At 68.1% G+C, this 12797-nt stretch carries 15 protein-coding genes; 13 read left to right on the top strand and 2 right to left on the bottom strand.

Annotation, left to right across the window (positions count from 1 at the left end):
* Nucleotides 1-3: 3 nt before the first annotated feature.
* Nucleotides 4-687, bottom strand: a complete 684-nt coding sequence (locus QMZ26_RS00335; RefSeq protein ID WP_108746752.1) for a ChrR family anti-sigma-E factor — start codon at nucleotides 685-687, stop codon at nucleotides 4-6.
* Nucleotides 684-1307: a sigma-70 family RNA polymerase sigma factor gene (locus tag QMZ26_RS00330; RefSeq protein ID WP_200731713.1), complete on the bottom strand. Its 624-nt coding sequence runs from the start codon at nucleotides 1305-1307 to the stop codon at nucleotides 684-686. The genes QMZ26_RS00335 and QMZ26_RS00330 overlap by 4 nt, the downstream gene beginning before the upstream one ends.
* Nucleotides 1308-1442: 135 nt before the next feature.
* Between QMZ26_RS00330 and QMZ26_RS00325 the strand changes: the two genes are divergently transcribed.
* From QMZ26_RS00325 to QMZ26_RS00265, 13 genes are all read left to right on the top strand, one after another.
* A complete protein-coding gene (locus tag QMZ26_RS00325) occupies nucleotides 1443-2210 on the top strand; it encodes a hypothetical protein (RefSeq protein ID WP_283220203.1) in 768 nt (255 codons plus the stop codon).
* 83 nt (nucleotides 2211-2293) lie between these two features.
* Nucleotides 2294-3247, top strand: coding sequence for an acyl-CoA desaturase (locus tag QMZ26_RS00320; protein WP_283220202.1), 954 nt, complete (start codon nucleotides 2294-2296; stop codon nucleotides 3245-3247).
* Between the two features lie 2 nt (nucleotides 3248-3249).
* Nucleotides 3250-4527, top strand: a complete 1278-nt coding sequence (locus tag QMZ26_RS00315; RefSeq protein WP_283220201.1) for an FAD-dependent oxidoreductase — start codon at nucleotides 3250-3252, stop codon at nucleotides 4525-4527.
* Nucleotides 4524-5291 (top strand): DUF1365 domain-containing protein, encoded by a 768-nt coding sequence (locus QMZ26_RS00310; protein ID WP_283220200.1) that lies wholly within the window; start codon nucleotides 4524-4526, stop codon nucleotides 5289-5291. Before QMZ26_RS00315 ends, QMZ26_RS00310 begins: the two co-directional genes overlap by 4 nt.
* The gene (locus QMZ26_RS00305; protein ID WP_283220199.1) at nucleotides 5288-6547 is read left to right on the top strand and encodes a cyclopropane-fatty-acyl-phospholipid synthase family protein; all 1260 of its coding nucleotides are present in this window, start codon (nucleotides 5288-5290) and stop codon (nucleotides 6545-6547) included. The genes QMZ26_RS00310 and QMZ26_RS00305 overlap by 4 nt, the downstream gene beginning before the upstream one ends.
* A gap of 1 nt (nucleotide 6548) precedes the next feature.
* On the top strand, nucleotides 6549-7109 hold the full coding sequence (locus tag QMZ26_RS00300) for a DUF2878 domain-containing protein (protein ID WP_283220198.1): 561 nt from the start codon (nucleotides 6549-6551) through the stop codon (nucleotides 7107-7109).
* The gene (locus QMZ26_RS00295) at nucleotides 7106-7897 is read left to right on the top strand and encodes a DUF1295 domain-containing protein (RefSeq protein WP_200731720.1); all 792 of its coding nucleotides are present in this window, start codon (nucleotides 7106-7108) and stop codon (nucleotides 7895-7897) included. The genes QMZ26_RS00300 and QMZ26_RS00295 overlap by 4 nt, the downstream gene beginning before the upstream one ends.
* Entirely contained in the window at nucleotides 7894-8967 is a 1074-nt protein-coding gene (locus QMZ26_RS00290) for a class I SAM-dependent methyltransferase (protein ID WP_283220197.1), read from the top strand. The genes QMZ26_RS00295 and QMZ26_RS00290 overlap by 4 nt, the downstream gene beginning before the upstream one ends.
* Before the next feature lie 12 nt (nucleotides 8968-8979).
* Complete coding sequence (locus tag QMZ26_RS00285; protein WP_283220196.1) at nucleotides 8980-9513, top strand: lipocalin family protein; 534 nt, start codon at nucleotides 8980-8982, stop codon at nucleotides 9511-9513.
* A gap of 73 nt (nucleotides 9514-9586) precedes the next feature.
* Nucleotides 9587-9850: a CD225/dispanin family protein gene (locus tag QMZ26_RS00280; protein WP_079222003.1), complete on the top strand. Its 264-nt coding sequence runs from the start codon at nucleotides 9587-9589 to the stop codon at nucleotides 9848-9850.
* A 165-nt stretch (nucleotides 9851-10015) separates the two neighbouring features.
* Complete coding sequence (locus QMZ26_RS00275; protein WP_079222004.1) at nucleotides 10016-11155, top strand: SPFH domain-containing protein; 1140 nt, start codon at nucleotides 10016-10018, stop codon at nucleotides 11153-11155.
* 21 nt (nucleotides 11156-11176) lie between these two features.
* A complete protein-coding gene (locus tag QMZ26_RS00270) occupies nucleotides 11177-12529 on the top strand; it encodes a TFIIB-type zinc ribbon-containing protein (RefSeq protein ID WP_283220195.1) in 1353 nt (450 codons plus the stop codon).
* A complete protein-coding gene (locus tag QMZ26_RS00265; RefSeq protein WP_079222006.1) occupies nucleotides 12526-12786 on the top strand; it encodes a hypothetical protein in 261 nt (86 codons plus the stop codon). Before QMZ26_RS00270 ends, QMZ26_RS00265 begins: the two co-directional genes overlap by 4 nt.
* The last annotated feature ends 11 nt before the right edge of the window (nucleotides 12787-12797 follow it).

Here is a 12797-nt window from a genome sequence, read left to right as displayed (position 1 = left end):
GTGCTACAGCTTGACGAACCGCTGGATCTTGCGCGCCAGCCAGCCACTGAACACCAGCGGGGCATCCAGTGCCGACACACAGATGCATGGCACACCGGGTGCGGTCACGGGCTGGTGTTCCACATCCTCATCCAGGTCGGCCACATCGCCCGGCGCGAACAGGCCCAGCGCATCATTGTAGGAACCGCGCAGGATCTGGGTAAGCTCGCTGCGGCCGTGGCTGTGCATCGGCAGGCACTTGCCCGGTGCGATCTTCAGCATGATCAGCGACGGCATTTCTGCGGAGCGGATGCAATGCACGCCCGGGGCGATCCAGCGCCAGCGCAGGCCCCCCAGCGAGCGCCCGAAGTACGGATGCAACGAGGCCGGCAGGTGGTCCGCATTCACTTCAGGCCGCTCCACCGGTGGCTCGGCCGGCCGGGCGACGGCGACGGCAGCCACGGCAGGCTCACTACGCTCCAACTCGGCCAGCATGGCTGCACGCAGTGCCGGGCCGCGCCCGCTGACCACCATCGGCTGGGTCTGCTCAATCAGCGCCGCACCGATGGCCTCGGCCTCGCGCAGGCGCTGGCGGCAATGCGGGCACTGCTCCAGGTGGGTACCGGCCACCACGCTGAGCGGCGCGGGCAACGCGCCGGCGGCGTAGCTCAGCAGGGTCGATTCATGCAGGTGGTGGTGCGGGTTCATGGCATGCCCCCCACCTTCTGCTGCAGCTGCAGGAATGCCCGGCGCAGGTGCGATTTCACCGTGCCCAGCGGCATCCCCAGCGCCTCGGAAATTTCACCGTGGCTCTTGGCTTCGAAATAGGACATGCGCACCAGCCGTGCCTGCACTGCCGGCAGTTCGTTGATGCGCTGGCGCAGCCTGGCCTGGTCAGCATAGTGCTCGGCACTGCTGTGCGACTGTGCATCACTGCTGGAGGCCTCCTCCACCGCGGCCTGCACCTGCATCCAGCTGCGTTCATGGCGCACCCGGTCGATCTGCAGGTTGCGCGCGATGCGGTACAGCCAGGTGCTCAGCGCCCCCTGCGCCGCATCGTAATCGGCGGCGCGCAGCCACAGGCGCAGCAGGCACTCCTGGGCCAGTTCCTCGGCCACCGCCTCCGGCGCCCCCAGGCCACGCAGGTACACACACAGGCGCGGCATGAAGTGGTCATAGATGCGCATGAAACAGGCGCGGTCGCGCAGGCGCGCCACACCGTCCATGTCACCGGTCCAGTTCGTCGGCTCGTTGCTCGGCTGCTGGGAACTGGACACGATGCGCGCGGTGTCGAAGTCAAAGGAAGGGCTGGCGGCGTCAGGGTACATCCGGGCGGCGATCAGGCAGGTGAAGGGAGTCTGTGTGCTGTACGCAGCCGAGGCCGGTTTGGATGCAGCCCGCTGCCGTGCATCCAACCGGGGCCGCCATGCGTATCTCCTGCAGGCCAACCGCCAGGACCCCTCATGCACACCGCCGGGCTGCTGCTGTACCTGTCCACCGTGGCCAGCGCCACGCCCCTGCTGCGCACCGAAGGCATTGCCAGCCTGGCCGACGGCACCCCCGCCTACCGCGAAGTGCACTGGCGGCGGGGGGCGCCCGAAGGCGCGCAGCGCTGGGTGCAGTACCTGTGCCCGGATGGCCGCCCGTTCGCCCGCAAGGAATTGCCGGGCACCGCGCAGCCGCTGGCACGAGGCTACCTGCTGCAGGATGGGCGCAGCGGCCAGGCCGCACGCGTGGTGGTGGCCGGCACACAGGTCAGCATCGATTGGAAGGAAAGCGCGGCGGAGGCCGAGCGCCAGGCGCGTGTGCCCTTACCCGCCGACGCGGTGATCGACACCGGCTTCGACGCGGCGGTGCGCGCGCATTGGCCGGCGTTGATGAAGGGCGAGCAGGTTCAGCTGCCCTTCCTCGTCCCGGGCCGGCAACGCTTCTACCCGGTCAGCGTTCGCCGGACCGGCGCACTGCACTGGCAGGGCATCCCCGCGCAGGCCATCGAGGTGCGCCTGGCGGCGTGGTACGGCGTGGTCGCCCCCCGGCTGTCGCTGGTGTATGCCGATGATGACCGCCGCCTGCTCGAGTTCCGCGGCACCAGCAACCTCCGCGATGCGCGCGGCGCCTATCCGGCCGTCATTGTCCGCTTCGCCGCGCCGGCGTCGCCGCAGCCGCTGGCGCAATGGCAGCAGGCCTGGTCGCAGCCGCTGGTGGCGAGCTGCACCGTGAGCAGCAGGTGAAGCCGCACGCAATCCGCATTCACTGCATCCAATTGACGCCCTGCCGCGTAGAGGTAGACAGACACGCCCTCGAGACTTCGCCCATGTCCGCAGCCGCGCCCCTTCCACGCCGACGTGAGCGACTGCTGCGCACCCTGCGACGCTGGTTCGATACCGAGGCCGCTGCAGCGCAGGCCGAACCGGTGCAGCGCGGCCGCATCGACTGGCTGCGCGCAGTGCCCTTCGTGCTGCTGCACGTGGCGTGCCTGGGCGTGATCTGGGTGGGGGTGTCGTGGACCGCAGTCGCGGTCGCGCTGGCGCTGTATGCCGTGCGCATGTTTGCCATCACCGGGTTCTACCATCGCTACTTCTCGCATCGCACGTTCCACGCATCGCGCCCGGTGCAGTTCGTGTTCGCGGTGATCGGCGCGGCCAGCGTGCAGCGCGGCCCGCTGTGGTGGGCCGCCCACCATCGCCACCACCATCGCCACGCCGACCAGCCGCAGGATCCGCATTCGCCGCGCGAAGGTGGCTTCTGGCGCAGCCACATGGGCTGGTTCCTGACCCGCGAGGCCTTCGCCACCGACCTGTCCCGCGTGCCCGATCTGGCCCGCTATCCCGAACTGCGCTGGCTGGACCGCTTCGATATCGCGGTACCGGTGCTGCTGGCCGCGGCCCTCTACGCCATCGGTGCCTTGCTGGAACGCGTGGCCCCCGGCCTGCACACCACCGGCCCACAGCTGCTGGTGTGGGGCTTCTTCATCTCCACCGTGGTGCTGTTCCATGCCACGGTCACCATCAATTCGCTGGCCCACCGCTTCGGCAGCCGCCGCTTCGACACCCGCGATGACAGCCGCAACAACCTGTGGCTGGCCCTGCTGACCTTTGGCGAAGGCTGGCACAACAACCACCACTTCTTCCCGGGGACGGCCCGCCAGGGCTTCCGCTGGTGGGAAGTGGACCTGACCTGGTACGGGCTGCGGCTGCTGGCCGCGGTGGGCCTGGTCAGTGGTCTCAAGCCGATTCCCGAGTGGGTGCTGGCCAAGGCGAAGGACTGAGCATGCGCATCGCGGTCATCGGTTCGGGCATTGCAGGGCTGGCCAGCGCGTACTGGCTCGACGGCGAGCACGAAGTCACCCTGTACGAAGCCAACGACTACCTGGGCGGCCATACCCACACCCATCGGGTGGACGTGGACGGGCGCCCGCTGTCGGTGGATACCGGCTTCATCGTGTTCAACCCCCAGCACTATCCGCTGCTCACCGCCCTGTTCGACGAGCTGGGCGTGGCGTCACAGCCGACCACGATGAGTTTCTCGATGCACAGCGAGCGCAGCGGCGTGGAGTACAACGCCACCTCGCTGGATGGGCTGTTCTGCCAGCGCCGCAACCTGGTGTCGCCGCGGTTCTGGGGCATGCTGGCCGACCTGCGGCGCTTCTACCGCGATGCGCCGCTGCTGCTGGCCGACGCCGAGGGCCCGACGCTGGGCCAGTACCTGCGGCAGCAGCGTTACGGCGATGCGTTTGTGGAGGAACATCTGCTGCCGATGGCGTCGGCGCTGTGGTCTTCGCCAACGGCTACCGTGCTGGACTTCCCGGCACGCTACCTGGTCCAGTTCATGGCCAACCACCAGATGCTGCAGATGACCGGCCGCCCGCCGTGGCGCGTGGTCAAGGGTGGCTCGGCACGCTATGTGGATGCCCTGCGCAGCCGCTGGCGCGTGCATGAGCGGCTGGAAACCCCGGTCCGGGCGATCGAGCGCATGCCCTGGGGCGCGCGCGTGCACAGCTCCGCCGGCATCGAAGGCTTCGACGAGGTGATCCTTGCCTGCCACAGCGACCAGGCGCTGGCCCTGCTGGCCGATGCCGACCCGGTCGAGCACGCCGTGCTGGGCGCCATCCGTTACCAGGCCAACGAGGCGGTGCTGCACACCGACGCCTCCCTGCTGCCACGCAACCGCAAGGCCTGGGCCGCCTGGAACGCCCACGTGCCGGCCGACCCGGACGCGCCGTGCACGGTCAGCTACTGCATGAACCTGCTGCAGGGCCTGCCCGGCGATACGCCGCTGGTGGTGACCCTCAACCGCAGCGATGCCATCGACCCCTCCAAGGTGCTGCGCCGCCTGCATTACGCGCACCCGGTGCACGACCATGCCGCGGTACGCGCGCAGCAGCGCTGGGGCGAGATCCAGGGCCATCGCCATACCTGGTTCGCCGGCGCCTACTGGGGCTGGGGCTTCCATGAAGATGGCATCGCCAGTGCGCGGCGCACGGTCGACGCGCTGCGCTCCCGCAGCGGCATCGCATCGCCGCTGCGCCCGACCGAGACCACCGCATGACCGCCAGTGCGCTCTACTTCGGCCATGTGCAGCACCGGCGGCACCACCCGCATGCGCACGCGTTCCGCTATCCCGTCGCGCAGCTGCTGCTTGACCTGGACGAGCTGGACCAGGTCTTCGCCGGGCGCTGGCTGTGGTCGGTCAACCGCCGCAACCTGGCCGAATTCCGCCGCAGTGATTATCTGGGCGCCGCCGGGGTGCCGCTGGCCGATGCCGTGCGCGACCACGCCGCCACCGTGCTGGGCCGCCGTCCCGCCGGCCCGGTGCGCCTGCTGGCGCACCTGCGCTTCGGCGGCCACGTGTTCAATCCGGTCAGCTTCTACTACTGCTACCAGGCTGACGGCAGCACGCTGGACTGCATCGTGGCCGACATCACCAACACCCCGTGGAAGGAACGGCATGCCTACGTGCTGCCGGTCGAGCAGGCCCAGCACGAAGGCGGCAGCCTGCGCTGGCAGTTCGACAAGTGCTTCCACGTCTCGCCCTTCATGCCAATGGACTGTCGCTACGACTGGCGCTTCAGCGCACCGGGCGACGCGCTGCGCGTGCACATGCAGGTATGGCGCGACGGGGTCCGCCAGTTTGATGCCACCCAGTCGATGAAGCGCCGCCCTCTGGATGGCCGCGGCCTGGCCCGGGTGCTGCTGGCCTACCCGCTGATGACCATGCAGGTGGTCGCGGCCATCCACTGGCAGGCGCTGCGCCTGTGGATGAAGCGCAACCCTGTGCACGACCACCCTTCCCTTGCCGAGAAACCGCGATGAACAACCTGACGCCTTCGGTGGCCCTGCCCCGCGCCGGCACACTGGATGCTTTCCTGCGCCGCCGCCTGCTGGCGCAGCTTGCCCCGTTGCGGGACGGCCAGCTGCGCGTGCGCGATGCCTTCGGCGAGGTGCTGCTGGGCAATGGCCACGGTCCCCTGCAGGCCACGGTGACCATCGACGACCCGGCGTTCTACCGCAAGGTGGCCGCGCAGGGCAGCGTCGGTGCCGGCGAAAGCTACATCCATGGTGATTGGCGCTGCGACGACCTGGTGTCACTGGTGCGCCTGCTGGTGCGCAACCGCGATCTGCTCGATGGCATGGAGCGCGGCCCCGCACGCGCGGCCGGCTGGCTGCTGCGTGGCTGGAACCGCCTGCGCCGCAACAGCCGCGAGGGCAGCCGTCGCAACATCGCCGCGCACTATGACCTGGGCAATGATTTCTTCGCCCTGTTCCTGTCACCGGACCTGATGTATTCCTCGGCGTTGTACGCGCAGGCCGACGAGCCGCTGGAGGTGGCTTCGACCCGCAAGCTGGACCGCATCTGCCAGCAGCTGCGCCTGCAGCCGGGCGACCGCGTGGTGGAGATCGGCACGGGCTGGGGCGGTTTCGCCGTGCATGCCGCACGCAACTACGGCTGCCACGTCACCACCACCACCATTTCCGCCGAACAGCATGCGCTGGCCGTGCAGCGCGTACAGGACGCTGGCCTGCAGGACCGCGTCAGCGTGCTGATGCAGGACTACCGCGACCTGCAGGGACAGTTCGACAAGCTGGTCTCCATCGAGATGATCGAGGCCATCGGTGCCGAGTTCCTCGAGACCTATATGGGCACCCTGCAGCGCCTGCTGAAGCCCGAGGGCGTGGCCCTGCTGCAGGCGATCACCATCGAGGACCACCGCTACGAACAGGCCCGGCGCAGCGTCGACTACATCAAGCGCTTCGTCTTCCCCGGCAGTTTCATTCCCTCGATCAACGCGATCATGGCCGCCAAGACCCGGGCCAGTGACCTGCAGCTGGTCGCGCAACAGGATTTCGGCCACTCCTACGCCCTCACCCTGCGCGCCTGGCGGCAGCGCTTCCTGGCCCAGCGTGCCGCCGTACAGGCACAGGGCTTCGACGAGCGCTTCTGCCGACTGTGGGAGTTCTACCTGGCCTACTGCGAGGGCGGCTTCCTGGAGCGCTCCATCGGCGTATCGCACCTGCTGTTGGCGCGCCCGGGCTATTGCACGGACGTGCCCGCAGGCGGCGAGGCCTGAGATGGGCCGCACGTGGGCCAACCTGCTCGGCAACCAGCTGGTCTGGCTGTGCGCAGTGGCGGGCGCGGGCCGTGGCTGGCAATGGCCGGCCCTGGTGGCGGCGGCGCTGTACATCGCCAGCCAGCTGCTGACCAGCCCCGTGCCGCGGCTGGAACTGCGCCTGCTGCTGCTTGCCCTCGCCTGCGCCTGGCTGGTGGATGGGGTCGCTGCCGCCAGCGGCACCGTGCGCTATGCCGCCGCACCGCTGGGCTGGGCGCCACCACCCTGGATCATGGCGCTGTGGGCGGCCTTCGCCATGACGTTGACGTGTTCAATGGCCTTTCTGCAGCGCCATCGCCTGTTGCCGGTGGCGTTCGGCCTGCTGCTGGCGCCGCTGGCCTACCTCTCGGCCGCGCGCGGTTTCCAGGCGGTGCACTTTGCTGCGCCCGCCTGGCACGGCGTGCTGCTGCTGGGAGTGGGCTGGAGCATCGCGCTGCCACTGCTGTGCGCACTGGCACGGCGCGGCACCGGCAACACCGGCATGAATGCACACAGGAACGCTCACAAGGGAGCTCGCGCATGAACCTGCTTGGATGGGTGCTGCTCTACGCGGTGCTGGTGATGTGCTGGGGCTGGGCCTGGCAGCGCCGGCACCACAACATCGGCGTGGTCGACGTGCTGTGGGCCAAGGGCGTGGCGGCAGGCGCACTGCTGCTGGCCTGGCTGGGCGATGGCGCACTGCAGCCGCGCATCGCACTGGCCGTGCTGGGTGGCCTGTGGGGCAGCCGGCTCGCCCTGCACCTCTGGCACCGCGTGCGCAGTGAAGACGAGGATGGCCGCTACCGCTACCTGCGCGGGCACTGGAACGGCCACCAGGGAAAGATCTTCGGGTTCTTCATGGCCCAGGCCCTGCTGGTGGTGCTGTTCGCGCTGCCGTTCCTGGCGGTTGCGCGCAACCCGTCGACCGGTCACGCCGCGTGGATTGCGGCCGCCGTGGCGGTGTGGCTGCTCAGTGTCGGCGGCGAAGCACTGGCCGATCGCCAGCTCGCGCGCTTCCGCGCCAATCCGGCCAACAAGGGCCGCACCTGTCGGCAGGGGCTGTGGCGTTACTCGCGCCACCCGAACTACTTCTTCGAATGGCTGCATTGGTTTACCTACGTGCTGCTCGCGGTCGGCTCGCCGCTGTGGTGGCTGGCCTGGTCCGGCCCGGTGGTGATGTACCTGTTCCTGCGCTACCTCAGCGGCGTGCCCTTCACCGAGAAGCAGGCCCTGCGCAGCCGCGGCGAGGACTACCGCGACTACCAGCGCAGCACGTCGATGTTCTTCCCGTGGTTCCCCCGCACCTCCCCTTCCCAGGACCGCACGCCATGAACGCTGCCAGCACGCTGTACCCCCCCGTCCAGATCGAAGGCGGCCTGACCGGCTGGGCCGAGCGCGGCTGGATCCCGGATGTCGCCCTGCGGGCCGGCATCCGCCGCCAGTGCGCGCAGCGCCTGCAGGAGGAAACCGAGGGCGGCCTTGCCGCGCAGTCCGTGCGCTTCCAGCGCCGCATTGCCGACCTCGCCGGCAGTCCGCTGGCCCTGCACGTCGATGCGGCCAACCGCCAGCACTACGAGGTGCCTGCCGCGTTCTTCCAGGCCTGCCTCGGCAAGCGCCTGAAGTACAGCAGCTGCTATTACCGCACCGGTCACGAAACCCTGGACCAGGCCGAAGACGCAATGCTGGAGCTGTACGCGCAGCGCGCCGGCCTGCGCGACGGGCAGGACATCCTCGAGCTGGGGTGTGGCTGGGGCTCGCTGACCCTGTGGATGGCCGAACGCTATCCCAATGCGCGCATCACCGCCGTCTCCAATTCGCACAGCCAGCGCGAGCACATCCTCGGCCAGTGCCAGGCGCGCGGCCTGCGCAACGTCGAGGTGCTCACCCGCGACGTCAACCTGCTGGAACTGCCGGCAGCGCGATTCGACCGCTGCGTGTCGGTGGAGATGTTCGAGCACGTGCGCAACTACCAGCAGCTGCTGCAGCGCATCGCCGGCTGGCTGCGCCCGGACGGGGCGCTGTTCGTGCACATCTTCGCCCACCGCACGCTGATGTATCCGTTCGAGACGGAAGGCGATGACAACTGGATGGGGCGGCACTTCTTCACCGGCGGCCTGATGCCGGCCGCCGACACCCTGCTGCACTTCCAGCAGCACCTGCAGCTGGACCAGCGCTGGCTGCTGGATGGCACCCATTACGAGCGTACCGCCAACCACTGGCTGGACAACCAGGACGCGGCGCGCGGATCGCTGATGCCGATCCTGCAGGCCACCTACGGCGAGGCCGCGGCGCGCATCTGGTGGCAGCGCTGGCGCATGTTCTGGATGGCCTGCGCCGAACTGTTCGGCTATGACGATGGCCAGCAGTGGCTGGTCGCCCACTACCTGTTCCGCCCACGCTGAAGGAGCCACGCCATGCGCACCCTGCCCCTGCTTTCGTTGCTGGCCGTGGCCCTGTTCGGCGCCGGCTGCAGCAGCCAGGACACCCGGCCGCTGCCCCGTGCGGCATCGGTGGACGTGCCGCGCTTCATGGGTGACTGGTACGTGATCGCCCACATCCCGTCCTGGCCCGAGCGCAAAGCCTTTGATGCGGTGGAAAGCTACGCCCTGCAGCCCGATGGGCGCATCCGCACCACGTTCACCTACCGCAAGGGCAGCTTCGATGCGCCCTTCAAGAGCATGCATCCGGTTGGCCGGGTCGAGAAGGAAGGTGCCGGTGCGGTCTGGGGCATGCAGTTCGTCTGGCCCATCCAGGCCGAGTACATCATCGCCTGGCTGGACGAGGGCTATCAGCAGACCATCGTCGGCCGCAGCAAGCGCGACTACGTCTGGTACATGGCCCGCACCCCGCAGGTGTCGCCACAGGACTACCAGGCGGCGGTCGACCGTATCGCCGCAATGGGCTATGACACAAGCAAACTGCGACGGGTGCCGCAATCGGTGCGCTGATCGCCACAGCGCCCTGTGCGGCGACGATGGGGCTGCGGCATAATCCCGCCCCCATCAAGGAGAAATCGTTTTCATGGAGATCGCAGCACCCGCCGTTCCGCCCAAGGACTACCTGTTCCTGGCCGTCCTGAGCATCTTCTGTGGCTTCTGGCCGTTCGGCATCGTCGCCACCGTCTACGCCAACAAGACCTCGTCACTCAATGCAATCGGCCAGACCGGCCCGGCGTCCATCGCCTCGCGCAAGGCACTGCGCTGGATGATCGCGTCGTTCGTGACGCTGCCGGCCCTGCTGGTCATGCTCATCGGCTACGGGCTGATCACTCGCGCCATGGCGTAAGTACTCCGGGCGGGCGCGTGTCCCGCCCTTTCCTGCCGGTTCTGTCTGGCCTGCCGTGCATGAATGCGCGCCTGCGGCACCGGTGGCGAGGCACCGCCCCGCTCCTCTATAGTCAGCCGAGCACGACAGGCACGGTGCCTGTCCGGTAACCACAGGGAGCAGGTCATGGGTCTGGTACAGGCGGTCAAAGGTGCAGTGGGCGGTGTTCTGGCCGACCAGTGGAAGGACTTCTACACCGTGCCGACGGGCCTGCCATCGACGGCGGCGCTGTTCGCGGCCGTGCCGAACGGCACCAACGCCGGGCGCGGCTCCAACACCAGCGGCTCGTCCAACATCATCAGCAACGGCTCGAAGATCATCGTGCCTGAAGGCTACGGCCTGCTGCTGTTCCAGGACGGCGCCATCACCGCCTTCGTGGCCGAAGCCGGTGGTTACGAATGGCGTTCGGACGATCTCAATTCGCAGTCGATCTTCGCCGGCGATGGCCTGGTCAGCACCTTCATCAAGCAGAGCTGGGAACGCTTCAAGTTCGGTGGCCAGCCGGGCTCGCAGCAGGCCGCCTTCTTCGTCTCGCTGAAGGAACTGCCCGACAACCGGTTCGGCACCCAGTCTGAAATCTACTGGGACGATGGCTTCCTCAACACCCAGGTCGGCGCGGTCACCCGTGGCTCGTACACGCTGAAGATCGTCGACCCGATCCTGTTCGTGAAGAACTTCGTGCCGGCCAGCTACCTGCGTCCGGGCCAGGTGTTCGACTTCACCGACATGGACAATGCCGCCGCCACCCAGCTGTTCAATGAGGTGGTGGGTTCGCTGGCACCGGCGTTCAGCCTGTATACGAACGACCCGGCCAAGGGCAACCGCATCACCAAGCTGCAGCAGGATTCGATCGGCTTCGCCCACAGCCTGTCGGCCGCGGTCGAGCAGGCTTACCAGTGGCAGTCCGACCGTGGCCTGGCCATCGTCAAGACCGCCATCGTTTCGATCGAGTACGACGCCAACACCCGTGAACTGCTGAAGACCGTGCAGCGCGCCGATGCGCTGTCCGGTTCGCGCGGCAATTCCAACCTGCAGGCCAGTGTCGCCCAGGGCATCCAGTCGGCCGGGGAGAACGGCGGCGCGGCAGGCCTGGTCGGTGTCGGCATGGCGTCGGGCATGTTCGGCGCAGGCAACCTGCAGCAGCCCGCTGCACCGGCGGCCGATGATCCGGTGGCCAAGCTGAAGAAGGCCAAGGAAATGCTGGACCTGGGCCTGATCACGCAGGACGACTACGACGCGCTGAAGGCCAAGGCGCTGGGCCTGTAAGACGCAGGGCGCGCAGACACCATGTCCGACCCCAGAAACGGCCCTCCGCCGCTGCCCCAGGCCGATCCCGCTTCGCCCCCGCCCCTGCCGGCGGCGAAGCTGGACGGCCCGGGTTCGCCGCAGGACGTCCCGCCCCTGCCCGGCAGCTTCCCGCTGGATACCAGCACGCTGCCGCAGGCCATCCGTGATGACGTCGAGGCCCCCGATCCGCTGGCCATCGACACCTCCGCCAGCGAGCTGAAGGACGGCCTGAACCGCTGCCCGAAGTGCGGCGCCACCGACATCCGCCCCAAGCTTGGCACCGACATCCTGGTCTGCCTCTACTGCCGCCACGAGTGGCACGGTGCGCGGGTGGAGGAGGAATTCGGGCTGGGTGAAGCGCTGGACCAGCTGCAGGGCACCGTCATCGCCTCCGGCGCGCGTAACATCGACGCCGACACCTCTGCGTTGATGACCTTCAAGTGCAGCGGCTGCGGCGCCGAGGTCACCGTCAACACCGAGAGCACGATGACCGCACGCTGCCACTGGTGCCGCCACGTGTTCGGCGTGAACGAGCAGATCAGCAACGGTGCCGTGCCCGATGCGGTGTTGCCCTTCCACATCAAGAAGGACGACGCCGTCGCGCGGATCCGCCAGTTCGTCGACAAGCGGCGGATGTTCGCGCTGAAGGCGTTCAAGGACCAGTTCACCCCGGAAAACGTGGTGGGCGTGTACCTGCCTTACATGATCGTGGACAGCAACGTCAGCGCGGCCGTGGCCGGCAAGGGCGAGATCAAGACCCGCGAATACACCCGCGGTACCGAGAAGAACAAGCAGACCTACTACGACGCGGACATCTACCAGGTCGAGCGCCAGGTCGATTTCACCGTCGACGACCTGCCGCTGGAATCCTCTGCCGAGCGCGGCAATCTCGACACGCAGACCAATACCAACAACATCATCAACACCATCCTGCCGTTCGACACCAAGAACGCGGTCAAATGGAACGCGTCCTACCTGGCCGGCTTCACCTCGGAGAAGCGCAACCTGGATGTGGAGAAGCTGCGCCCGCGGCTGGAGGACCAGCTGCTGTCGATCGCCCGTGCCCAGGTCCAGGCCAGCGTGCGCCGCTACGACCGTGGCGTGCGCTGGGAACAGGAACAGCTGGACGTGCATGGCACCCGCTGGGTGTCGATGTACCTGCCGGTATGGCTGTACTCCTACCACCAGCCCGGCGCCAAAGGCGGCATGCTGCACTACATCGCGGTGAACGGCCGTACCGGCGAAACCATGGGCAGCGTGCCGGTGCAGCAGTGGAAGATGCTGCTGGCCGCCCTGGCCACCGGCACCGTCATCGAAGCCCTCGCAATTGCCTTCCTGGTGGCGACAACATGAGTGACGACAGTGGTCTCTGGTTGCTGGCGGCCGGCCCGGCCGGTGCTACGGCGCTGTACTGGGCGCTGTACCGCTATTACCGCAATACCGACAAATCGCATTCGTTCGAACGCGAAACCGCGATCGACGCCAAGCCGGTCACCGGCTCGGACAGACGCGTGGATTCGATCACCGGCACGCAGGAACGGCGCGTGCGCGGTGACAACGTCTACGAGTACCGCAAACGCGTGATGCGGGTGAAACCCGGCGGCAGTTGAGCCGGCACCAC

Origin of the sequence: Stenotrophomonas sp. PFBMAA-4 (assembly GCF_030053215.1) — a bacterium.
GTDB lineage: Bacteria > Pseudomonadota > Gammaproteobacteria > Xanthomonadales > Xanthomonadaceae > Stenotrophomonas.
The sequence above is the reverse complement of the archived record's forward strand: the minus strand, read 5'-3'. Positions and strand labels throughout refer to the sequence as shown.

What these genes read in the sequence shown, in the direction of transcription:
- QMZ26_RS00335 (WP_108746752.1), bottom strand. Translation starts at nt 687, where the DNA reads ATGAACCCGCACCACCACCTGCATGAATCGACCCTGCTGAGCTACGCC.
- QMZ26_RS00330 (WP_200731713.1), bottom strand. Translation starts at nt 1,307, where the DNA reads ATGTACCCTGACGCCGCCAGCCCTTCCTTTGACTTCGACACCGCGCGC.
- QMZ26_RS00325 (WP_283220203.1), top strand. Translation starts at nt 1,443, where the DNA reads ATGCACACCGCCGGGCTGCTGCTGTACCTGTCCACCGTGGCCAGCGCC.
- QMZ26_RS00320 (WP_283220202.1), top strand. Translation starts at nt 2,294, where the DNA reads ATGTCCGCAGCCGCGCCCCTTCCACGCCGACGTGAGCGACTGCTGCGC.
- QMZ26_RS00315 (WP_283220201.1), top strand. Translation starts at nt 3,250, where the DNA reads ATGCGCATCGCGGTCATCGGTTCGGGCATTGCAGGGCTGGCCAGCGCG.
- QMZ26_RS00310 (WP_283220200.1), top strand. Translation starts at nt 4,524, where the DNA reads ATGACCGCCAGTGCGCTCTACTTCGGCCATGTGCAGCACCGGCGGCAC.
- QMZ26_RS00305 (WP_283220199.1), top strand. Translation starts at nt 5,288, where the DNA reads ATGAACAACCTGACGCCTTCGGTGGCCCTGCCCCGCGCCGGCACACTG.
- QMZ26_RS00300 (WP_283220198.1), top strand. Translation starts at nt 6,549, where the DNA reads ATGGGCCGCACGTGGGCCAACCTGCTCGGCAACCAGCTGGTCTGGCTG.
- QMZ26_RS00295 (WP_200731720.1), top strand. Translation starts at nt 7,106, where the DNA reads ATGAACCTGCTTGGATGGGTGCTGCTCTACGCGGTGCTGGTGATGTGC.
- QMZ26_RS00290 (WP_283220197.1), top strand. Translation starts at nt 7,894, where the DNA reads ATGAACGCTGCCAGCACGCTGTACCCCCCCGTCCAGATCGAAGGCGGC.
- QMZ26_RS00285 (WP_283220196.1), top strand. Translation starts at nt 8,980, where the DNA reads ATGCGCACCCTGCCCCTGCTTTCGTTGCTGGCCGTGGCCCTGTTCGGC.
- QMZ26_RS00280 (WP_079222003.1), top strand. Translation starts at nt 9,587, where the DNA reads ATGGAGATCGCAGCACCCGCCGTTCCGCCCAAGGACTACCTGTTCCTG.
- QMZ26_RS00275 (WP_079222004.1), top strand. Translation starts at nt 10,016, where the DNA reads ATGGGTCTGGTACAGGCGGTCAAAGGTGCAGTGGGCGGTGTTCTGGCC.
- QMZ26_RS00270 (WP_283220195.1), top strand. Translation starts at nt 11,177, where the DNA reads ATGTCCGACCCCAGAAACGGCCCTCCGCCGCTGCCCCAGGCCGATCCC.
- QMZ26_RS00265 (WP_079222006.1), top strand. Translation starts at nt 12,526, where the DNA reads ATGAGTGACGACAGTGGTCTCTGGTTGCTGGCGGCCGGCCCGGCCGGT.